The organism is Enterobacter cloacae complex sp. I1M, assembly GCF_014982425.1.
Lineage (GTDB): Bacteria > Pseudomonadota > Gammaproteobacteria > Enterobacterales > Enterobacteriaceae > Enterobacter > Enterobacter intestinihominis.
This window is the reverse complement of the sequence record NZ_JADCLG010000027.1, coordinates 18,794-38,100: the sequence shown is the minus strand read 5'-3', so window position 1 is coordinate 38,100 and position 19,307 is coordinate 18,794. Positions and strand designations below refer to the sequence as shown.

19 protein-coding genes are annotated in these 19,307 nt (G+C 58.5%); 12 read left to right on the top strand and 7 right to left on the bottom strand.

Going from position 1 to position 19,307, the window contains the following annotated elements; all coding sequences use genetic code 11:
- Positions 1 to 358 precede the first annotated feature (358 nt).
- The 6 genes from xthA to INF86_RS16635 all read left to right on the top strand — a co-directional run bounded on the left by xthA (position 359) and on the right by INF86_RS16635 (position 6,534).
- On the top strand, positions 359 to 1,165 hold the full coding sequence (xthA, locus tag INF86_RS16660) for an exodeoxyribonuclease III (protein ID WP_193543735.1): 807 nt from the start codon (positions 359 to 361) through the stop codon (positions 1,163 to 1,165).
- Positions 1,166 to 1,171: 6 nt separating this feature from the next.
- The gene (locus INF86_RS16655) at positions 1,172 to 1,855 is read left to right on the top strand and encodes a TVP38/TMEM64 family protein (RefSeq protein WP_045621419.1); all 684 of its coding nucleotides are present in this window, start codon (positions 1,172 to 1,174) and stop codon (positions 1,853 to 1,855) included.
- Between the two features lie 6 nt (positions 1,856 to 1,861).
- Positions 1,862 to 3,031, top strand: a complete 1,170-nt coding sequence (locus INF86_RS16650) for an ABC transporter substrate-binding protein (protein WP_074133502.1) — start codon at positions 1,862 to 1,864, stop codon at positions 3,029 to 3,031.
- Positions 3,004 to 4,533: an ABC transporter permease subunit gene (locus INF86_RS16645; protein WP_155025371.1), complete on the top strand. Its 1,530-nt coding sequence runs from the start codon at positions 3,004 to 3,006 to the stop codon at positions 4,531 to 4,533. Before INF86_RS16650 ends, INF86_RS16645 begins: the two co-directional genes overlap by 28 nt.
- Positions 4,533 to 5,153 (top strand): ATP-binding cassette domain-containing protein, encoded by a 621-nt coding sequence (locus INF86_RS16640; protein ID WP_193543734.1) that lies wholly within the window; start codon positions 4,533 to 4,535, stop codon positions 5,151 to 5,153. Before INF86_RS16645 ends, INF86_RS16640 begins: the two co-directional genes overlap by 1 nt.
- A 73-nt stretch (positions 5,154 to 5,226) precedes the next feature.
- Positions 5,227 to 6,534 (top strand): rhodanese-like domain-containing protein, encoded by a 1,308-nt coding sequence (locus tag INF86_RS16635; RefSeq protein WP_069597093.1) that lies wholly within the window; start codon positions 5,227 to 5,229, stop codon positions 6,532 to 6,534.
- Here INF86_RS16635 and INF86_RS16630 read toward each other — a convergent pair.
- Both INF86_RS16630 and INF86_RS16625 read right to left on the bottom strand, forming a co-directional pair.
- Positions 6,531 to 7,148 (bottom strand): CDP-alcohol phosphatidyltransferase family protein, encoded by a 618-nt coding sequence (locus INF86_RS16630; RefSeq protein ID WP_022647802.1) that lies wholly within the window; start codon positions 7,146 to 7,148, stop codon positions 6,531 to 6,533. The two genes, INF86_RS16635 and INF86_RS16630, sit on opposite strands and share 4 nt — an antisense overlap.
- Positions 7,138 to 7,710, bottom strand: coding sequence for a carboxymuconolactone decarboxylase family protein (locus INF86_RS16625; RefSeq protein WP_038415879.1), 573 nt, complete (start codon positions 7,708 to 7,710; stop codon positions 7,138 to 7,140). Before INF86_RS16625 ends, INF86_RS16630 begins: the two co-directional genes overlap by 11 nt.
- 75 nt (positions 7,711 to 7,785) lie before the next feature.
- On the opposite strand from INF86_RS16625, the gene INF86_RS16620 reads away from it, so the two are divergent.
- Positions 7,786 to 8,202 carry a pyrimidine (deoxy)nucleoside triphosphate diphosphatase gene (locus INF86_RS16620; protein WP_022647800.1) on the top strand — a complete coding sequence of 139 codons (417 nt, stop codon included), beginning with the start codon at positions 7,786 to 7,788 and terminating at the stop codon, positions 8,200 to 8,202.
- Here INF86_RS16620 and INF86_RS16615 read toward each other — a convergent pair.
- Positions 8,162 to 8,434: a YnjH family protein gene (locus INF86_RS16615; RefSeq protein ID WP_022647799.1), complete on the bottom strand. Its 273-nt coding sequence runs from the start codon at positions 8,432 to 8,434 to the stop codon at positions 8,162 to 8,164. The two genes, INF86_RS16620 and INF86_RS16615, sit on opposite strands and share 41 nt — an antisense overlap.
- Positions 8,435 to 8,659: 225 nt before the next feature.
- Between INF86_RS16615 and gdhA the strand changes: the two genes are divergently transcribed.
- Complete coding sequence (gdhA, locus tag INF86_RS16610; RefSeq protein ID WP_022647798.1) at positions 8,660 to 10,003, top strand: NADP-specific glutamate dehydrogenase; 1,344 nt, start codon at positions 8,660 to 8,662, stop codon at positions 10,001 to 10,003.
- A gap of 114 nt (positions 10,004 to 10,117) precedes the next feature.
- On the opposite strand, the gene INF86_RS16605 is transcribed toward gdhA, so the two are convergent.
- From INF86_RS16605 to INF86_RS16595, 3 genes are all read right to left on the bottom strand, one after another.
- Positions 10,118 to 12,040, bottom strand: a complete 1,923-nt coding sequence (locus INF86_RS16605; protein WP_063854042.1) for a DNA topoisomerase III — start codon at positions 12,038 to 12,040, stop codon at positions 10,118 to 10,120.
- Between the two features lie 4 nt (positions 12,041 to 12,044).
- Positions 12,045 to 13,088 (bottom strand): selenide, water dikinase SelD, encoded by a 1,044-nt coding sequence (gene selD, locus INF86_RS16600; protein WP_022647796.1) that lies wholly within the window; start codon positions 13,086 to 13,088, stop codon positions 12,045 to 12,047.
- Positions 13,089 to 13,204: 116 nt separating this feature from the next.
- Positions 13,205 to 13,756 carry an NAD(P)H nitroreductase gene (locus tag INF86_RS16595; RefSeq protein WP_045621414.1) on the bottom strand — a complete coding sequence of 184 codons (552 nt, stop codon included), beginning with the start codon at positions 13,754 to 13,756 and terminating at the stop codon, positions 13,205 to 13,207.
- A gap of 167 nt (positions 13,757 to 13,923) precedes the next feature.
- On the opposite strand from INF86_RS16595, the gene sppA reads away from it, so the two are divergent.
- The 4 genes from sppA to INF86_RS16575 all read left to right on the top strand — a co-directional run bounded on the left by sppA (position 13,924) and on the right by INF86_RS16575 (position 18,977).
- Positions 13,924 to 15,780, top strand: a complete 1,857-nt coding sequence (gene sppA, locus INF86_RS16590) for a signal peptide peptidase SppA (RefSeq protein ID WP_023299888.1) — start codon at positions 13,924 to 13,926, stop codon at positions 15,778 to 15,780.
- Between the two features lie 62 nt (positions 15,781 to 15,842).
- On the top strand, positions 15,843 to 16,859 hold the full coding sequence (gene ansA, locus INF86_RS16585; RefSeq protein ID WP_023305945.1) for an asparaginase: 1,017 nt from the start codon (positions 15,843 to 15,845) through the stop codon (positions 16,857 to 16,859).
- Between the two features lie 9 nt (positions 16,860 to 16,868).
- Positions 16,869 to 17,510: a bifunctional nicotinamidase/pyrazinamidase gene (gene pncA / locus INF86_RS16580; RefSeq protein ID WP_017384686.1), complete on the top strand. Its 642-nt coding sequence runs from the start codon at positions 16,869 to 16,871 to the stop codon at positions 17,508 to 17,510.
- A 213-nt stretch (positions 17,511 to 17,723) separates the two neighbouring features.
- A complete protein-coding gene (locus INF86_RS16575; RefSeq protein ID WP_193543733.1) occupies positions 17,724 to 18,977 on the top strand; it encodes a glycoside hydrolase family 18 protein in 1,254 nt (417 codons plus the stop codon).
- Between the two features lie 51 nt (positions 18,978 to 19,028).
- Here the strand turns inward: INF86_RS16575 and INF86_RS16570 are convergent, their stop codons facing one another.
- The gene (locus INF86_RS16570; RefSeq protein WP_022647791.1) at positions 19,029 to 19,301 is read right to left on the bottom strand and encodes a YeaC family protein; all 273 of its coding nucleotides are present in this window, start codon (positions 19,299 to 19,301) and stop codon (positions 19,029 to 19,031) included.
- Positions 19,302 to 19,307: the final 6 nt, after the last annotated feature.

Sequence of the window (19,307 nt, the reverse complement as noted above, 5' to 3'; positions counted from 1 at the left end):
AGCGTTCGTGCCAGCCAGCGATAAAAATGCATAAACGGATTTGGGCAACACAATATCAATGAGTTACAATATGGAGTTATTCACTGTTAATGCATAAATAGTGAATATTTTCACGACAAGCGGCGCTTTGCCGCACGAAAACAAGAAAGAGTATGCACATGCCAAATATAATTCTGGAATTGTGATCGCTCGCGAAATTTATCGGTCCTTTACGCCCTGTTCGAGGGCAAAACGCGTCGAAATGGTGCAAATATTGCACCGTCGGCATTATCTGTCGCAGTAATTGGGCGAAGCGGATAACAGACGACGTAAATTCTGCTACCATCCTTGCACTATTCACCTTGCATTGGCAGCGACTATGAAATTTGTCTCTTTTAATATCAACGGCCTGCGTGCCCGCCCTCACCAGCTCGAAGCGATTGTTGAGCAACATCAGCCAGATGTGATCGGCTTGCAGGAGACAAAAGTTCACGACGATATGTTCCCGCTCGAAGAGGTAGCGAAGCTGGGCTATAACGTTTTTTACCACGGTCAGAAAGGCCACTACGGCGTTGCGCTGCTGACCAAAGATACGCCGGTGTCGGTGCGTCGTGGCTTCCCGGGTGACGGTGAAGAAGCACAGCGTCGTCTCATCATGGCTGAGCTGCCTTCCCCGCTGGGTAACATCATTGTGATTAATGGTTACTTCCCGCAGGGTGAAAGCCGCGACCACCCGACCAAATTCCCGGCCAAAGCCAAATTTTATCAGGATCTGCAAAACTACCTTACGACCGAACTCAACAAAGATAATCCGGTGCTGATCATGGGGGATGTGAATATCAGCCCGACTGATCTGGACATTGGCATTGGCGAAGACAGCCGCAAGCGCTGGCTGCGCACCGGGAAATGTTCCTTCCTGCCGGAAGAGCGCGAGTGGATGCAGCGCTTGCTTGACTGGGGGCTGGTGGATACCTTCCGCACCGCTAACCCGGAGACGCAGGATCGCTTCTCGTGGTTTGACTACCGCTCTAAAGGCTTCGATGACAACCGGGGCCTGCGTATTGATCTGCTGCTGGCGAGCGCCCCCCTGGCCGAACGCTGCATCGAAACCGGTATCGACTATGATATTCGCAGCATGGAAAAACCGTCCGACCATGCGCCGGTATGGGCAACGTTCAAGCTGTAATCCTCAGTGAATATTAAAAAAATCAGTCTCCTGTGCGCCCTTCTGGGCGCATTTGTTTTAATCGTTGTTTTGCTTCCTCCGGGCATGCTCTCCCTCGACACGCTAAAAATACACCAGCAAACGTTGCTCGATCGTGTGGAGCAGGCGCCCCTTCAGAGCGCGCTGATCTATTTTGCGGTTTACGTTCTGGTCTCTGCGCTGTCGATACCCGGGGCTGCGCTTCTGACGCTGCTCGGCGGGGCGATTTTCAGCCTGTGGGAGGCGACGCTGTTGGTGTCATTGGCCTCGACGCTCGGCGCCACGCTTGCCATGCTCGTCAGCCGTTATCTGCTGCGTGATTGGGTGCAACGGCGCTTTGCCGCACAGATGAACACGATCGATGTGGGGATGGTTCGCGATGGCGCGCGCTACCTTTTTGCCCTGCGCCTGATGCCGTTGTTTCCGTTCTTTCTGGTCAATTTGCTGATGGGGCTAACCCGTATCCAGGTGCGTCACTACTGGTGGGTCAGCCAGCTTGCGATGCTACCTGCCACTGTCATTTATCTGAACGCCGGACGCGAGCTGGGAAAACTCACCACGCTGCGCGATATTCTGTCGCCGGGACTGCTGTTCGCCTTTACACTATTAGGGTTATTACCGCTGGTCACTCGCTGGCTGTTTTCCCGTTACATCCCTTCGATTAAAAAGTGAGGCATTATGCGCCGGGTGCGTTTTTGCGCGTTTCTGACGAGTCTGCTGCTGGCAACCTCTGCCTTCGCCGCAGAAAGCTGGCAATCCATTCAGCAACAGGCCACCGGGCAGACCGTCTGGTTTAACGCCTGGGGCGGTGACGAGGCCGTTAACCGCTACCTCGACTGGGTGAGCGGCGAGATGAAAACGCACTACGCCATTAACCTGAAGATCGTTCATCTGGCCGATGCCGCCGATGCGGTGAAGCGGATCCAGACGGAACAGGCCGCAGGACGCAGCAGTAACGGGTCGGTGGATCTACTCTGGGTAAACGGGGAAAACTTCCGCACGCTGAAGGAGGCAAACCTGCTGCTCTCCGGCTGGGCGCAAACCCTGCCCAACTGGCGTTACGTCGATACCCGTAAACCGGTCACGGAAGATTTTGCCATCCCGACCGATGGGGCGGAATCCCCATGGGGCAGCGCGCAGTTAACCTTCATCGCCCGTAAAGCGAGTATGCCGACGCCTCCGGCAGATCCCCACGCGTTGCTGGCTTACGCTCAGCAGCACCCTGGCAAGGTGAGCTATCCGCGACCGCCGGATTTTACCGGCACGGCGTTTCTTGAACAGCTTCTGCTGGCATTGACCGCCCATCCGGAGGCGTTAAAAAACGCGCCGGACGGCACCTTTGCAGAGATCACCGCGCCGCTGTGGGACTATCTTGATACCCTGCATCCCCTGCTGTGGCGCGAAGGGAACGATTTCCCACCATCGCCTGCGCGCATGGATACGCTGCTGGCCAGCGGCAACCTGAACCTGTCGCTCACCTTTAACCCCGCCCATGCGATGCAAAAGGTGGCGAGCGGTGAACTGCCTGCCGACAGCTACAGTTTCGGCTTTCTCAAAGGCATGATCGGCAACGTCCATTTTGTCGCTATCCCGGCAAATGCCAGTGCGAGCGCAGGGGCGAAAGTGGTGGCAAATTTCCTGCTGTCACCGCAGGCGCAGATCCGCAAAGCCGATCCTGCCGTCTGGGGTGACCCGAGCGTGCTGGATGGTGCCAAACTACCTGCGAAAGCGGCAAAACAGCTTCATGCCTTTACCCCTTCAGGCACGCCTGATGTGCTTCCCGAACCGCACGCCGCCTGGGTTAACGCCCTGGAGCAGGAATGGCTTCGCCGCTACGGAACCCGCTAAGCGGGCTGGTATGGGCGGCAATGGCGGTCATCTATCTGCCACTGCTTCCCGCCAGCGGCATGCTGCTGGCCCCGGCGTTTTCTCTCAGTAACTGGGCGGCGTTGTTTGCCGACCCGCAGCTGCCGCAGGCGCTGGCCGCTACGCTGGTGTCAACCCTCATCGCGACGCTGGGTTCACTGTTTATCGCCCTGAGCCTGCTTGCGCTTCTTTGGCCGGGTGATGGCTGGCAGCGCCTGAGCACCCGTCTGCCGTGGCTGTTGGCCGTGCCGCACGTCGCCTTCGCCACCAGCGCGCTGCTGTTGTTTGCGGAAGGCGGTCAGTTTTACCGGATCTGTACAGTCTGTTCGCCGCAGCTTGACCGCTACGGTATCGGGCTTGGCCTGACGCTTGCGGTCAAAGAGAGCGCGTTCGTTCTGTGGGCAATCTACGCCGCGCTGCCTGAAAAGCGCCTCGCACAGCAGAAAATTGTCCTGCATACCTTCGGCTACGGACGAATGCAGGCGCTTAACTGGCTCGTCCTCCCGGCTATCGCCCCCGCGCTGGGCGCCGTGATGCTGGCGGTGCTCGCCTGGTCGCTTTCCGTGGTGGATGTGGCGATCGTGCTCGGGCCGGGCAACCCACCTACGCTGGCGGTGCTGGCCTGGCAGTGGCTCACCCAGGGCGATGCGCAGCAGCAGTCAAAAGGAACGTTGCTGTGTCTGGTGTTGCTCCTGCTGCTGGCCGCACTTGCCGCGGTGGGATACAGCCTCTGGACGGCTTGGCGGCGCGCCCAGCCTGACGTCTCGGGGGTACGTCGCGCTTCGCATACCGCGTTGCCCGCACGGACGCTGGGCGGGTTACTGCCGCTGTGCGGCGTGCTCTGTGCGCTGGTTCTGCTGATGCTGGCACGCCGGGGCGACATCGGCCCCGTCAGCGACAGCCTTTCACTGGGACTGCTGTCCAGCCTGACAGCGCTGGCCATCCTCATGCTCTGGCTTGAGTGGGGACCCCAGCGTGGCGCGGTGTGGATCTGGCTGCCGCTCGCCCTCCCGGCGCTGCCCCTCGTGTCCGGGCAGTATGCCGTGGCGCTGTGGCTGGGCATCGACGGCCAGTACGCTGCGGTGCTCTGGAGCCATATGCTCTGGGTTCTCCCGTGGATGCTCCTGGTGCTGCAACCGGCCTGGCGCAGGCTCGATCCCCGGCTTATCCTCACCGCCAGAACGCTGGGCTGGCGACAGGCGAAAATTTTCTGGTTAGTGAAATGCCCCCTGATGATTCGTCCGGCCCTGCTGGCCGTTGCCACCGGTTTTTCCGTGAGCATGGCCCAGTACATGCCCACCCTCTGGCTGGGAGCGGGTCGTTTTACTACTCTGACCACGGAGGCGGTCGCCCTCAGCAGCGGCGGCAGCGTTCCGATCCTTGCCAGCCGGGCGCTGGGTCTGTTGCTGTTGACCAGCAGCGTATTTGCCCTTGCCGCGCTGCTCGCCCGGTTCGTGGGCCGTCACAGACAAGGATTACGTTAATGCTGAACGTGAAAAATCTCACCATTGCGCCACTCTTACGTGAGGTCAACTTCCGCGTCCCGGCAGGGGAGATTCTCACGCTGATGGGACCCTCCGGGAGCGGGAAATCGACCCTTTTCGCCTGGATGGTGGGCACGTTATCCGCTGATTTTAAGGCGCACGGCGAGCTGTGGCTGAACGATCGTCGCTGCGATATGCTCCCCGTGGAAACGCGCGGGATCGGCATTCTGTTTCAGGACGCCCTGCTGTTTGACGCCTTCAGCGTGGGGCAAAACCTGATGCTGGCGTTGCCGGCGCACATTGCCGGACGCGCGCGGCGCGACGCGGTAGAACAGGCTCTTGAATCTGCCGGGCTGGCAAACCACTATGTCAGCGATCCGGCGACCCTTTCCGGCGGCGAGCGCGCCCGGGTCAGCCTGCTGCGCGCCCTTCTCGCCCAGCCGCAGGCATTGCTGCTCGACGAACCGTTCAGCCGACTGGATAAAACGCTCCGCGCCTCATTCCGGGCGTGGGTATTCGAAACCACTCGCCAGCGCAAGATCCCGATGGTGCTGGTCACGCATGATGAGGAAGATATCCCGCCCGGCGGAGAGGTGATTGAGATTTCTCGCTGGCAATAATGTGCTAACGCAATGTTTTTGGCTTCAGGAGAGACGACAATGCCACCCTCTTTTAATGACGTCAGGTTTTTCGATGAAACGTGTTTCTCAACTGACCGCGCTGGCTCTGATCTGCGGCCTCGCCTCACTCTCCTCCATGGCGGCTGATATGCCCCACTCCCTCACGCTGGACCAGCTCCAGGCGCAAAACGGCGCGGTAATTGATACGCGCATCAGTGCGTTCTATAACGGCTGGCCGCAGGCGCTGCGCGGAACGTCCGGGCATGAACCCGCCGCGCTTAATCTCTCTGCAGGCTGGCTTGGGGCAATGAGCGATGAACAGCTCAGCGGCTGGGCAAAACAGCATCGGCTTACACCTGACATGCCGGTTGCGCTCTATGGCAATGATGATGACAACCAGACCGTCAAAACGCGGCTGGAAAAAGCGGGTTTTACCCACGTTTCCATCCTGAGCGATGCCCTGCAACAATCCGACCGTTTGCAACGTCTGGCACATTTTGAACAGCTGGTTTATCCGCAGTGGATCCACCTGTTGCAGCAGGGCAAACCCGTTACCGCCGCACCAGCCGGAGAGTGGAAGGTGATCGAGGCTGGCTGGGGTGCGCCGAAGCTTTATCTCCTGAGCCACATTCCCGGCGCGGGCTACATCGACACCAATGAAGTGGAAAGCGAACCGCTGTGGAATAAGGTCGCTGACGAAAAGTTGAAAGCGATGCTGGCGAAGCACGGGATCCGTCACGATACCACCGTCATTCTGTACGGTCGCGACGTATATGCCGCCGCGCGCGTGGCGCAGATCATGCTCTACGCGGGCGTGAAGGATGTGCGAATTCTGGACGGCGGCTGGAAGGCATGGTCAGACGCCAGCCTGCCCGTTGAGCGCGGAACGCCTGAGAACGTGAAGCCAGCCCCTGATTTTGGCGCGCCGATCCCGGGCCAGCCCCGGCTGATGGTGGATATGGAACAGGCCCGGGGAATGCTGCACCGTCAGGACGCCTCACTGGTGAGCATTCGTTCCTGGCCAGAGTTTATCGGTGAAACCAGCGGCTACAGTTATATCAAGCCAAAAGGTGACATTGCCGGTGCGCGCTGGGGCCATGCGGGTAGCGACGCGACCCACATGGAAGATTTCCACAATCCGGATGGCACCATGCGCAGCGCCGATGACATCGCCGCCATGTGGAAGACGTGGAATATCCTGCCGGAGCAGCACGTTGCGTTTTACTGCGGCACCGGCTGGCGCGCGTCTGAAGCCTTCATGTACGCCCGCGCCATGGGCTGGCAAAACGTTGCCGTCTACGACGGCGGCTGGTACGAATGGAGCAGCCATCCGCAGAACCCGGTCTCCACCGGGGAGCGTGGACCGGAGAGTACACGCTAGCGGGGGAGTGACTTCAGCGTCACGTAACCGCTCCAGATGCGCGTTGTGGTGGTCAGCCAGCACAACGCGCCAAACGCCCAGGCAAACAGCGTGAAGTGTGCCGGAAACAGGCAGCACAGCACAAACAGCGCGATGGTCTCCGTTCCTTCCGTTAATCCTCCAATGTAATAAAGCGACTTGTGCGCGTAGCCGGGGTTGTCGATATTATGCTTCCCCGCCAGCGCGGCAAAGGCCAGGAAACTGCTGCCCGTCCCCATAAACGCGAACAGCAGCCAGGCGGCGGCGATCGCATTGTCAGCCGGAGCGGCCAGCGCGAAGCCAAACGGTACCAGCGCGTAAAACAGGAAGTCGAGGGCGATATCAAGAAATCCTCCCGCGTCCGTCAGGCCACGGCGACGCGCCAGCGCACCGTCCAGACCATCCAGCAGCCGGTTCAGCACAATGGCGACCAGCGCCGCCAGATACCAGCCCAACGCCAGAAACGGTAACGCCAGTACGCCAATCGCAAACCCGGCGAGCGTTAACCCATCAGGCGTAATAAACGGTTTATCCAGCGCGGCGGCCAGCTGATTTAACCCGGGCTTCAGCCGTGGATGCAGATGTTTATCCAGCATGCGGTTCACCTTTAAACGTGGCACACAGGCCCTGAGCCGGGATATCCAGCGCGGCGTTAAAGCGGGCGGAAAGGTTCTGAAAGGCAATCAGAGCCGTCATTTCGGTGATAGTCTCTTCGCTAAAGTGGCGCTTCAGCTGGTTTTTGATATTTTCATCCACCTGAGGCGGCGTGGCGGTGACCGCTTCCGCATAGGCCAGCGCCGCGCGCTCCTCTTCGCTGAACAGGGTGGAATTTTGCCAGTCGTTGACGGCCTGCACTTTATCCAGCGCCCCGCTCCGCTCGGCCAGACGCAGGCTGTTGGCATCAATACAAAATGCGCAGTGGCAGATCTGCGAGACCCGCGTCATTAGTAACGAACGCAGAACCGGCGTCAAACGCGCCTTGCGCCGCTCCAGATAGCCGACAAATAGCGCTACCAGCCAGAAAAGACGCGGCATACGCCCCCACCAGCGCGTGGGGTTCAGCACCGCGCCGAAGTGTTTTTTCTGCATGGCAGCAATGGGCTTGAGGCTGACGGGAAGGGTTTCCATGGGCGCAACCCAGGCGGCTGTCTCTTTCACCTGATTCTCCTGATGACTGGACTCTTTGGCAGGGCACGATAATATGTCGTTTTTCGCTATTAATTATTGACGAACATGCTGAAAACACTCGATGTGGTTGCGGCTATCCTCGAAAAAGAGGGCAAGATCTTGCTGGCGCAGCGTCCCGAACATGCCGATCAGCCAGGAATGTGGGAATTTGCGGGCGGAAAGGTTGAAGCCGGTGAGACCCAGCAGGAAGCGCTGATCCGCGAACTACGCGAAGAGCTCGGCATTGAAGCCGTGCCCGCGCGGTATGTGGCAAGCCACCAGCGGGAAGTGTCGCAGCGGCTGATCCACCTCCACGCCTGGCACGTGCCGGAATTTAGCGGCGAGCTGAAGGCGCACTACCACTCGGCGCTGGTGTGGTGCACGCCAGAAGACGCGTTCACGTATGATTTAGCCCCGGCGGATATACCGCTCCTGGAAGCGTTTATTCTTTTACGCGACGCCAGACCAGCGGGTTTGTACTGAGGGTGCGTTCATCACGCTGGCACTGCAACAGCACGCCATCCGCCCTGACCACTGCGCCTTCGGAATAGTTTTGATCCTGATAGATACAGCACTGATTACACGGCTGCGCACGCTGTCCGCCAGCGCTAAAAACCTCTGGCGGCACGTTAACTTCGACATCCGGGCGAATGCGATCAGCCTGTGCCCCGGCGGACACCATCAAACATAACGCGGCCATTGCGAAACGGTTCATAGACTTAATTTCCTTTGCATCGTTTATATCTATAACGGTAGATCCTGGCGGGATCTTTAATTTATCTCGTCATCGCTTTTGGTTATGACGCGCGGCTTGTCATTAATTTCCCTTTCGGCCTAAATTTCTGCTTGCCTCTCAAAGCGGTGCGGGTGGTATAGTCAAAAAAACGACACAAAACATCTCCGCCACACGCATAAATTATTATAAGAGGTTCTTATATCTATGGATCAGACACGCTCTCTGGAAAGCTTTCTTGCCCATGTTCAGCAGCGCGACCCGCACCAAAGCGAGTTTGCCCAGGCCGTTCGTGAAGTCATGACCACCCTGTGGCCCTTCCTTGAGGAAAATCCGCGCTACCGACAGATGGCGCTGCTTGAACGTCTGGTGGAGCCAGAGCGCGTCATCCAGTTCCGCGTGGCGTGGGTGGACGATCGCAATCAGGTACAGGTCAACCGCGCGTGGCGCGTGCAGTTTAACTCCGCCATTGGGCCGTTTAAGGGCGGGATGCGCTTCCATCCCTCGGTGAACCTGTCGATTCTGAAATTCCTCGGCTTCGAGCAGACCTTTAAAAATGCGCTCACTACCCTGCCGATGGGCGGCGGTAAAGGCGGGAGTGATTTCGATCCGAAAGGCAAGAGCGAAGGCGAAGTGATGCGCTTCTGCCAGGCGCTAGTCACTGAGCTCTATCGCCACCTTGGGCCGGACACCGACGTTCCTGCCGGGGATATCGGCGTGGGTGGTCGTGAAGTGGGCTTTATGGCCGGGATGATGAAAAAGCTCTCCAACAACAGCGCCTGCGTCTTTACCGGCAAAGGTCTGTCGTTTGGCGGCAGCCTGATTCGTCCGGAAGCGACGGGTTACGGTCTGGTCTATTTCACTGAAGCGATGCTTAAGCGTCACGGGCTGAGCTTCGAGGGGATGCGCGTGGCGGTCTCCGGCTCCGGCAACGTGGCGCAGTACGCTATCGAGAAAGCGATGGAGTTTGGCGCGCGCGTAGTGACCGCCTCCGACTCCAGCGGCACCGTGGTGGATGAAGCTGGCTTCACAGCAGAAAAACTGGCGCGTCTGTGCGAAATCAAAGCCAGCCGTGACGGCCGCGTGGCGGATTATGCCCGAGAGTTTGGCCTGACCTATCTGGAAGGTAAACAGCCGTGGGGTGTGCCGGTGGATATCGCCCTGCCGTGCGCGACGCAAAACGAGCTGGACGTGGATGCCGCCCGGACGCTGATTAGCAATGGCGTGAAGGCGGTAGCGGAAGGGGCAAATATGCCCACCACCATTGAAGCGACCGATCTGTTCCTGGACGCAGGCGTACTCTTTGCGCCAGGCAAGGCGGCGAACGCGGGCGGGGTGGCAACATCCGGTCTGGAAATGGCACAAAACGCCGCGAGAATGGGCTGGAAGGCGGAGAAAGTGGATGCCCGTCTGCACCACATTATGCTTGATATTCACCATGCCTGCGTGGAGTACGGCGGTGAGGCTTCACAGACCAACTACGTGCGCGGCGCCAACATCGCCGGGTTCGTGAAGGTGGCCGATGCGATGATCGGGCAGGGTGTGATTTAGTTTCGCTGCATTCTCGCCCTTGCAGGCCCGGTAAGCGTTAGCGCCACCGGGCTTTTTTCAGGCCGCAGAGCTGCTTTTTGCCGGGTGGCGGCTTCGCCTTACCCGGCCTACGGTTTAAGCGGTGGTATTTTTGGCTGCGCTTTTTTTCTTTTTGAACGGTTTCTTCGCCCCGCCACCCGGGGCAACCATCCCCCGGAATCGCTTCACTGGCGTGCTGCGCGCCTGATCAATCAACTGATAAAGCGTCCCCACCAGCGGCTGCATAAAGTCCTGGTAACGGCACTGCTTTTCGCTGATCTGCGTCAGCACCGACTCCCAGTGCGCGGTCATGTCCGGTCTGGCGGCCAGCTCTGGCAAGGAGTGAATCAGTGCCCGGCCCGGCTCTGTCGAATGGATATAGCGCCCTTTTTTCTCGAGAAAACCACGCTTAAACAGCAACTCGATAATCCCCGCGCGGGTTGCTTCCGTACCCAGACCGTCGGTGGCGCGGAGGATCTTCTTTAGATCTTTATCCTGCACAAAACGGGCGATCCCGGTCATGGCCGAAAGCAGCGTCGCATCGGTGAAGTGGCGCGGCGGCTGGGTCTGACGTTCAACCACTTCGCCTTTTTCGCACAGCAGTTCATCGCCTTTGGCTACGACCGGCAGCGGCGTGCCGTCGTTCTCTTCGTCACGCTCTTTGTTGCCGAGCAGCGTGCGCCAGCCCGCTTCCGCGAGGAAACGCGCTTTGGCGATAAATTTGCCTTTGGCAATTTCCAGCTCAATAACGCACTTGCGGAAAACCGCGTCCGGGCAGAACTGCATCAGATACTGACGCGCGATCAGGTTATAGACCTTTGCTTCGTTGTCGGTCAGGTTGACGTTGCTGGTGCGCGCCGTCGGGATTATCGCGTGGTGGGCATCGACTTTTTTATCGTCCCAGCAGCGGTTATGGGTATCCGGGTTTACCGCCGGTTGCGGCAACAGATCCGGCGCATGGACACCAATGGCATTCATCACCGAGTGGCGTCCGGCGAAGTGTTCCTCCGGCAGATAGCGGCTGTCCGAACGCGGATAGGTGATCAGCTTGTGGGTTTCATAGAGCTTCTGGCAGATATCGAGCACGTTCTGCGCGCTCAGGCCAAACTTTTTCGCGGCCTCGATCTGCAACGCCGAAAGGGAGAACGGCAGTGGTGCAGGCTCTGATTCCCGTTTGTCGTTGTAGCTGGTAACGATCGCGGGCTGGCCGGTAATGCGGTTAACCACGTGCTCCGCCAGCGGACGATGCAGCAGCCGTCCCTCTTCGTCCTGATATGACTCACAGGCATCGCTCGGCTGCCAGACGGCGGTAAAGCGTTCGTCTTTCGGCGTGACGATATGCGCTTTGACTTCGAAGAAGTCTTTGGCGACGAAATTTTCGATCTCTTCGTCGCGACGCACCACCAGCCCCAGCACCGGGGTTTGAACACGCCCAACAGAGAGTACGCCCTGATAGCCCGCATTGCGTCCCAGGATGGTGTAGGCGCGGGTCATGTTGATCCCGTACAGCCAGTCCGCGCGAGCACGCGCCAGCGCGGAGACACACAGGGGAATAAATTCGCTGTTGGCGCGCAGGCGCGAAATCGCGCGCTCCACCGCCTGCGGGTTGAGGTCGTTAATTAAACAGCGCTGCACCTGCTGGCGCTTTTCCGGTGCCAACTCCAGGTAGTCGAGCACTTCGTCGACAAGCAGTTGCCCTTCCCTGTCCGGGTCACCCGCGTGGACCACTTCCGTCGCCTCATGCAGGAAACGCTTAATGACGTTGAGCTGTTTGGTGACGGAAGGACGCGGTTGCAGACGCCACTTTTCCGGCACGATCGGCAGATCGTTGAGGTTCCAGCGGGCGTAGCGGTTGTCGTAGACATCCGGCTGCGCCTGTTCAAGCAGGTGACCGATACACCAGGTGACCACCTGCCCGTTACCGCATTCGATAAAGCCATCACCTTTGCGATGCGGCTTGGGCAGCACGTCGGCGATGGCTCGCGCCAGACTCGGCTTTTCGGCAATAAACAACCGCATCGAATTAACGGATCTCAATCATCGGGCGGCCACCGCGGGCGGTCACCAGCTCGCCAATGGCCGTCAGGGTGATGCCAAACTCGGCCGCCGTTGCCTGAACGTCAGCTTCTGCTTCCGGCGTCACCGCCAGCAGCAGGCCGCCGGAGGTTTGCGGATCGCACAGCAGATTGCGCCACGCTTCCGGCATTTCGCCCATTAAATGGCCGTAGCTGGCGAAGTTGCGCTGCGTCCCGCCCGGAACGGCGCCCTGAGCAATGTACTCTTCCACGCCCGGCAGCTTCGGCACATCCTGATACCAGACCTGCGCCTGCACGCCCGCGCCCTGACAGACTTCAGAGAGGTGTCCCAGCAGACCAAAGCCGGTCACGTCGGTCATGGCCTTCACGCCGTCGATACTGGCGAATGCCGCACCGGCAAGGTTCATCTGGCACATCACTTCCGTTGCCAGACCAATATGCTCGGGCTTCAGCAGGGATTTTTTCTCGGCGGTTGTCAGTACGCCAATGCCCAGCGGCTTGGTGAGGAACAGCTTGCAGCCCGCCTGCGCGGTGCTGTTGCGCTTCACGCGTTCGGTCGGCACCACGCCGGTGACGGCCAGGCCGAAGATCGGCTCCGGCGCATCGATAGAGTGACCACCGGCCAGGGCAATACCCGCCTGCTGGCAGGCAAAGCGTCCGCCTTCGATGACATCGCGGGCAATCTCCGGCGGGAGGGTGTTAATCGGCCAGCCCAGAATGGCGATCGCCATAATCGGCTTACCGCCCATCGCGAAGATATCGCTGATGGCGTTGGTGGCCGCAATGCGTCCGAAGTCGAACGGGTTGTCGACAATCGGCATAAAGAAGTCAGTGGTGCTGATAATGCTGGTGCCGTTACCTAAGTCATAAACCGCTGCATCGTCACGCGTTTCGTTACCGACAAGCAGGTTCGGGTCGACAAACTTCGCCTGTTCACTGTGCAGGATGGTCTCCAGCACTTTCGGGGAAATTTTACAACCGCAACCGGCTCCGTGGCTGTATTGCGTTAAACGAATGGTTTGCTCGCTCATGGACGTCTCCTGTCATCTCAATCGCGCTATGGTAGCGCTCATTCCATAAAGAGGTAAGTATGACTATCTGAATTCTGCGGCGGATGCTCAGAATCCAGACAGTTTAGCGCGTGTAATTAAAAACGGCTGACGAAAGGCGTGGTGTCCGGCACGCTAATGGTGCTGGAGGCTTTAAGCTGCGGGGTGCCGAGATAGAGGAAGCCGACAATTTTATCGTGTTCACCGCAGGAGAAGCCTTCCCGCACGGCGGCGCTCTCGGTCAGCGGCCCGGTACGCCAGATGCCGTTAAAGCCCTGCGCGACGGCGGCCATCTGCATTGCCATTACCGCGCAACCGGCAGACATCTCCTGCTCCCAGACCGGCACTTTATGGTCGGCCTGGCATTTTGCGACTACCGCGATGATCATCGGCGCACGGAACGGCGCGTTGCGGGCTTTATCAATCCCCTTCTCATCCTGGCCTGCGGCAACCGCCCCCTGCTCCAGCAGCTGGCTGAAGCGGTCGCGCCCTTCGCCTTCAATAATAAAGAAGTGCCATGGCTGCAATGTGCCATGGTCCGGCGCACGCATTCCGGCACGCAGAATGTTTTCCAGCTGTTCGCCGACGGGGGCCGGGTCGGCCAGGCGGGAAGCGCTACGACGGTTAACAAGCAGTTCAAGTGCGTCCATTGGTTAACTCCTTTCGTGAAATTTACTCACAAAATTAACACGACAGCAGAATTTGTTACAGCGTGGCAGGCGATTCCTGCTGACAAGTGGCGGTTGGGTCATTACGATAACCGCACATTACCGTCCTGTGGCGACGGAAACAGTCCTTTTCTGGTTAGGGAGAATACATGCGAACCCTTTGGCGAATCTTTGCCGGTTTCTTTAAATGGACGTGGCGACTGCTCAACTTCGTCCGCAACCTGGTGATGAATATCTTCTTCATCTTCCTGGTCCTGGTATGCGCAGGTATCTGGATGCATCTCAGCAGCGCCAGCCAGGCGCAGAATTCGACGCGCGGCGCACTGCTCCTCGATATCACCGGGGTGATTGTTGATAAGCCATCGACCAGCAATCGTCTGGGCGTGATTGGCCGCCAGCTGTTCGGCGCGACTTCAGACCGCCTGCAGGAAAACTCCCTGTTTGATATCGTCGACACGATCCGTCAGGCCAAAGACGATCGCAACATTACCGGTATCGTGCTGGATCTGAAAGATTTTGCCGGAGCCGATCAGCCTTCGATGCAGTACATCGGGAAAGCGCTGCGGGAATTCCGCGACAGCGGTAAACCGGTCATTGCCGTCGGCGACAGCTACACCCAGGGGCAATATTATCTGGCGAGCTTTGCTAACAAAATCTGGCTCTCTCCGCAGGGCACGGTCGATCTGCATGGCTTCGCCACAAATGGTCTGTACTACAAATCGCTGCTCGACAAGCTGAAGGTCACTACCCACGTCTTCCGCGTCGGGACCTATAAATCTGCCGTGGAGCCGTTTATCCGTGATGATATGTCCCCTGCCGCCCGTGAAGCGGACAGCCGCTGGATTGGCGAGCTGTGGCAGAACTATCTCGGCACCATTGCCGCTAACCGTCAAATGACCGCTGAGCAGGTCTTCCCGGGCGCGCGCGGTGTGCTGGAGGGCCTGCGCAAAGTGGACGGCGATACAGCGAAATACGCGCTTGATAACAAACTGGTCGATCGGCTGGGTTCCAGCGCTGAAATCGAAAAAGCGCTGACCAAACAGTTCGGCTGGAGTAAAGAGGACAAGAACTACAGCGCCATCAGCATGTATGACTACGCCGCGAAAAAGCCGGATGACAGCGGTGACAGCATCGCCGTGGTGTTTGCTAACGGGGCCATTATGGACGGTGAAGAAACGCCGGGGAACGTCGGCGGGGACACCACCGCGTCGCAGATCCGCGATGCGCGTCTGGATCCGAAAGTGAAGGCGATTGTCCTGCGGGTGAACAGCCCTGGCGGCAGTGTCAGCGCCTCCGAGGTGATCCGTGCTGAGCTGGCCGCCGCGCGTGCCGCGGGCAAGCCGGTCGTGGTCTCGATGGGGGGCATGGCGGCTTCAGGGGGGTACTGGATCTCGACGCCAGCCAACTACATTGTGGCTAACCCAAGCACGCTGACCGGCTCGATTGGCATCTTCGGCGTGATCAACACCGTAGAGAACAGCCTGGATTATCTCGGCGTTCATACCGACGGCGTTTCCACCTCGCCGCTGGCGGATGTGTCCGTGACTAAATCTCTGCCGCCTGAGGTGTCCGAGATGATGCAGCTCAGCATTGAGAGTGGCTATAAGCGCTTCATCACGCTGGTGGCGGATTCCCGTAAAAAGACGCCAGACCAGATTGACCAGATCGCGCAGGGCCACGTCTGGACCGGCCAGGATGCGAAGAGCAACGGTCTGGTAGACAGCCTGGGTGACTTCGACGATGCCGTGAAGAAAGCGGCGGAACTGGCGAAGCTCAAGCAGTGGCACGTTGACTATTATCAGGACGAACCGACGTTCTTCGATATGGTCATGGACAGCATGTCCGGCTCCGTCCGCGCCATGCTGCCGGAAGCGCTTCAGGCGTATCTGCCGGCGCCGGTGGCGACGGCGGCTAAAGCCATGAAAGCGGAGAGCGATAAGCTCGCGACTTTCAACGATCCGCAAAGCCGTTACGCGTTTTGCCTGACCTGTGCGAACGTGCGTTAAAAACCGTCCCCTCTTCCCGTTAAGAGGGGATTTTTTCTTTTGAAGAACAAGAACTCATTACCATGCAGAAGAAATCAATATATGTCGCCTATACCGGCGGTACCATCGGTATGCAGCGCTCTGAAAATGGCTATATTCCGGTTTCTGGCCACTTGCAGCGCCAGCTGGCGCTGATGCCTGAATTCCACCGTCCGGAAATGCCGGACTTTACCATCCACGAATATGAGCCGCTGATGGACTCCTCCGACATGACGCCGGAAGACTGGCAGCATATTGCGGACGATATTAAAGCCCATTACGACCAGTACGACGGCTTCGTGATCCTGCACGGCACCGACACCATGGCGTTCACCGCCTCGGCGCTCTCCTTCATGCTGGAGAACCTGGGCAAGCCCGTCATCGTGACCGGTTCGCAGATCCCGCTGGCGGAACTGCGTTCAGACGGGCAGATCAACCTGCTTAACTCCCTGTACGTGGCCGCTAATTACCCGATCAACGAGGTAACGCTGTTCTTCAACAACCGACTGTACCGCGGGAACCGTACCACTAAAGCGCACGCTGACGGCTTTGACGCGTTTGCCTCACCTAACCTGCAACCGCTGCTGGAAGCGGGGATCCATATCCGTCGTCTGGGCACGCCGCCCGCGCCAAATACTGCAGGCGAGCTGATCGTTCACCCGATCACCCCGCAGCCGATTGGCGTGGTGACGATTTATCCGGGTATTTCCGCCGACGTGGTGCGCAACTTCCTGCGCCAGCCGGTGAAGGCGCTGATCCTGCGCTCCTATGGTGTGGGTAACGCCCCGCAGAACGGTGAGTTCCTGAAAGAGCTTCAGGAGGCGAGCGATCGCGGGATTGTGGTGGTCAACCTCACCCAGTGTATGTCCGGAAAGGTCAATATGGGCGGCTACGCCACCGGCAACGCCCTGGCGCACGCTGGCGTGATCAGTGGTTTCGATATGACCGTTGAGGCAACGCTGACTAAACTTCACTATTTACTGAGTCAGGATCTGGATATTGATTCCATTCGCCGCGCCATGATGCAAAACCTGCGCGGTGAACTGACGCCGGACGAATAAGGAGTTCCCATGAAGCAACGCGCCCTGTTACTGGTCGATTTGCAAAATGATTTCTGTGCGGGCGGTGCGCTGGCCGTCGCGGAAGGCGACAGCACCGTAGACGTCGCGAATTCGCTGATTGAGTGGTGTAAGGCTCGTGGTGAAGCGGTGGTGGCGAGTCAGGACTGGCATCCGGCAAACCACGGCAGCTTTGCCAGCCAGCACAACGTTGAGCCTTACAGCCAGGGCGAACTGGACGGACTGGCGCAAACCTTCTGGCCCGATCACTGCGTGCAGCAGACGGAAGGCGCTGAGCTGCATCCGCTGCTGAACCAGAAAGCCATCGACGCGGTGTTCCACAAAGGTGAAAACCCAACCATCGACAGCTACAGCGCATTCTTCGATAACGGTCACCGCCAGAAGACGGCGCTGGACGCATGGTTACGCCATCATGAGATCACCGAGCTGATTGTGCTGGGCCTGGCGACGGATTACTGCGTGAAGTTCACCGTGCTGGATGCGCTCCAGTTGGGCTATACCGTGAATGTCATTACCGACGGCTGTCGCGGGGTGAATATTCAGCCGCATGACAGCGCCCAGGCGTTTATGGATATGGCCGCAGAAGGCGCAACGCTGTATACGCTGGCTGACTGGATGGAGACGCAGGCGTAAGCTTTTTTAGCCGTGTGGCGGCTTCGCCTTACCCGGCGGTTTTGTAGGCCGGGTAAGCATCAGCGCCACCCGGCAAAACCCCCTCCCCGATCTCCCATAAAGTGAACTCCCTCGCATCACAAGCGAAGCGGCGATGGTATTCTCTTCAGGCTGTTTTTTCGCCACGCCTTTTCTGTGGCGTGGTTATTTTTATTCAGTCAAAGAGGAACTTATATGAAACGTTTGCCCTTGCTGGCAGCATTACCCTTGCTTTGCGCGTCACTGGCTTCCGCCGCGCCCCTGATGTCCGTGGGCTACTTCAATGGCGGTGGCGATGTTACCGCCGGACCGGGTGGCGATATCAATAAACTCGATGTCCGCCAGATCACACACCTCAACTACTCGTTTGGTCTGGTCTATAACAACGAGAAAGACGAGACCAACCCTGCACTGAAAGATCCGGCAAAACTGCATCAAATCTGGTTATCACCCAAGGTGGCATCCGACCTGGCGTTACTTCCTCAGCTTCGTAAACAAAACCCGAATTTAAAAGTGCTGCTTTCCGTTGGCGGCTGGGGCGCACGTGGTTTTTCTGGCGCAGCGGCTACCAAAGAGAGCCGCGCGGTGTTTATTCGCTCCGCGCAGCAGATCGTCAGTCAATACGGCCTGGACGGGATCGATCTCGACTGGGAGTTCCCGGTCAACGGCGCGTGGGGACTGGTCGAGAGCACCCCAGCCGACAGGGATAATTTCACCGCGCTGTTAAAAGAGATGCGTGACGCGTTTGGTAAGAAAAAACTGGTCACGATTGCGGTGGGCGCAAATGCAGAAAGTCCGAAAAGCTGGGTGGATGTGAAGGCCATTGCCCCCCTGCTTGATTACATCAACCTGATGACCTACGACATGGCGTACGGGACGCAGTATTTTAACGCGAATCTGTATAACTCCAGCGCCTGGCCAACGGTGGCTGCCGCAGACAAATACAGCGTTGATTTTGTGGTGAATAACTATCTGGCCGCCGGCCTTAAGCCGCAGCAAATGAACCTCGGAATCGGTTTTTACGGTCGTGTACCGAAGCGCGCCGTTGAACCGGGTATCGACTGGAGTAAACCGGACGCGCAAAACAATCCGGTCACCCAGCCCTACTTCGGGCCGCAGGAACTGGGCCTGTTCAAATCGCTTGGCTATGACCTGACCAAAGATACCTACGTGAAATACAACGATATCGTCCGCAAACTGCTAAACGATCCGCAGAAACGCTTTACCGAGCACTGGGACGAACAGGCGAAGGTGCCGTGGCTGTCGGTAAAATCCGCCGACGGGAAGGCGCTGTTTGCGATCTCCTATGAGAACCCGCGTTCCGTGGCGATTAAAGCAGATTACATCAAGGAGAAAGGTCTCGCCGGGGCGATGTTCTGGGAGTATGGCGCCGATGACAACAACCAGTTAGCGAAGCAGCTGGCGGAGTCGCTTGGGATCCCGCACTAAGGTGTAGTGTGCCGGGTGGCGGCTTCGCCTTACCCGGCCTACATGGGAGATTTATTTGAAGGTTGCAATCGGCTTCGGCGTGATGCCGAAGTCTTCTTTCAGTTCGCGCTTACTTTTCATCACCATCTGACCGTTAGTGTCGATGGTCATGTGCTGGGCGTTGGTATTGTGACGCGCCTGCCACAGCATCACCAGCTGCAAGCTGTTCTCTTTTTGCTCAGGTGTGAGCGCCACACCGTCCGGCCATTTTCCCAGCTCAACGGCCGTCACCAGGCGCTGATAAACCTCCGGGGTCATGCCTGCAATCATGTCATCAATATTCACGATCTC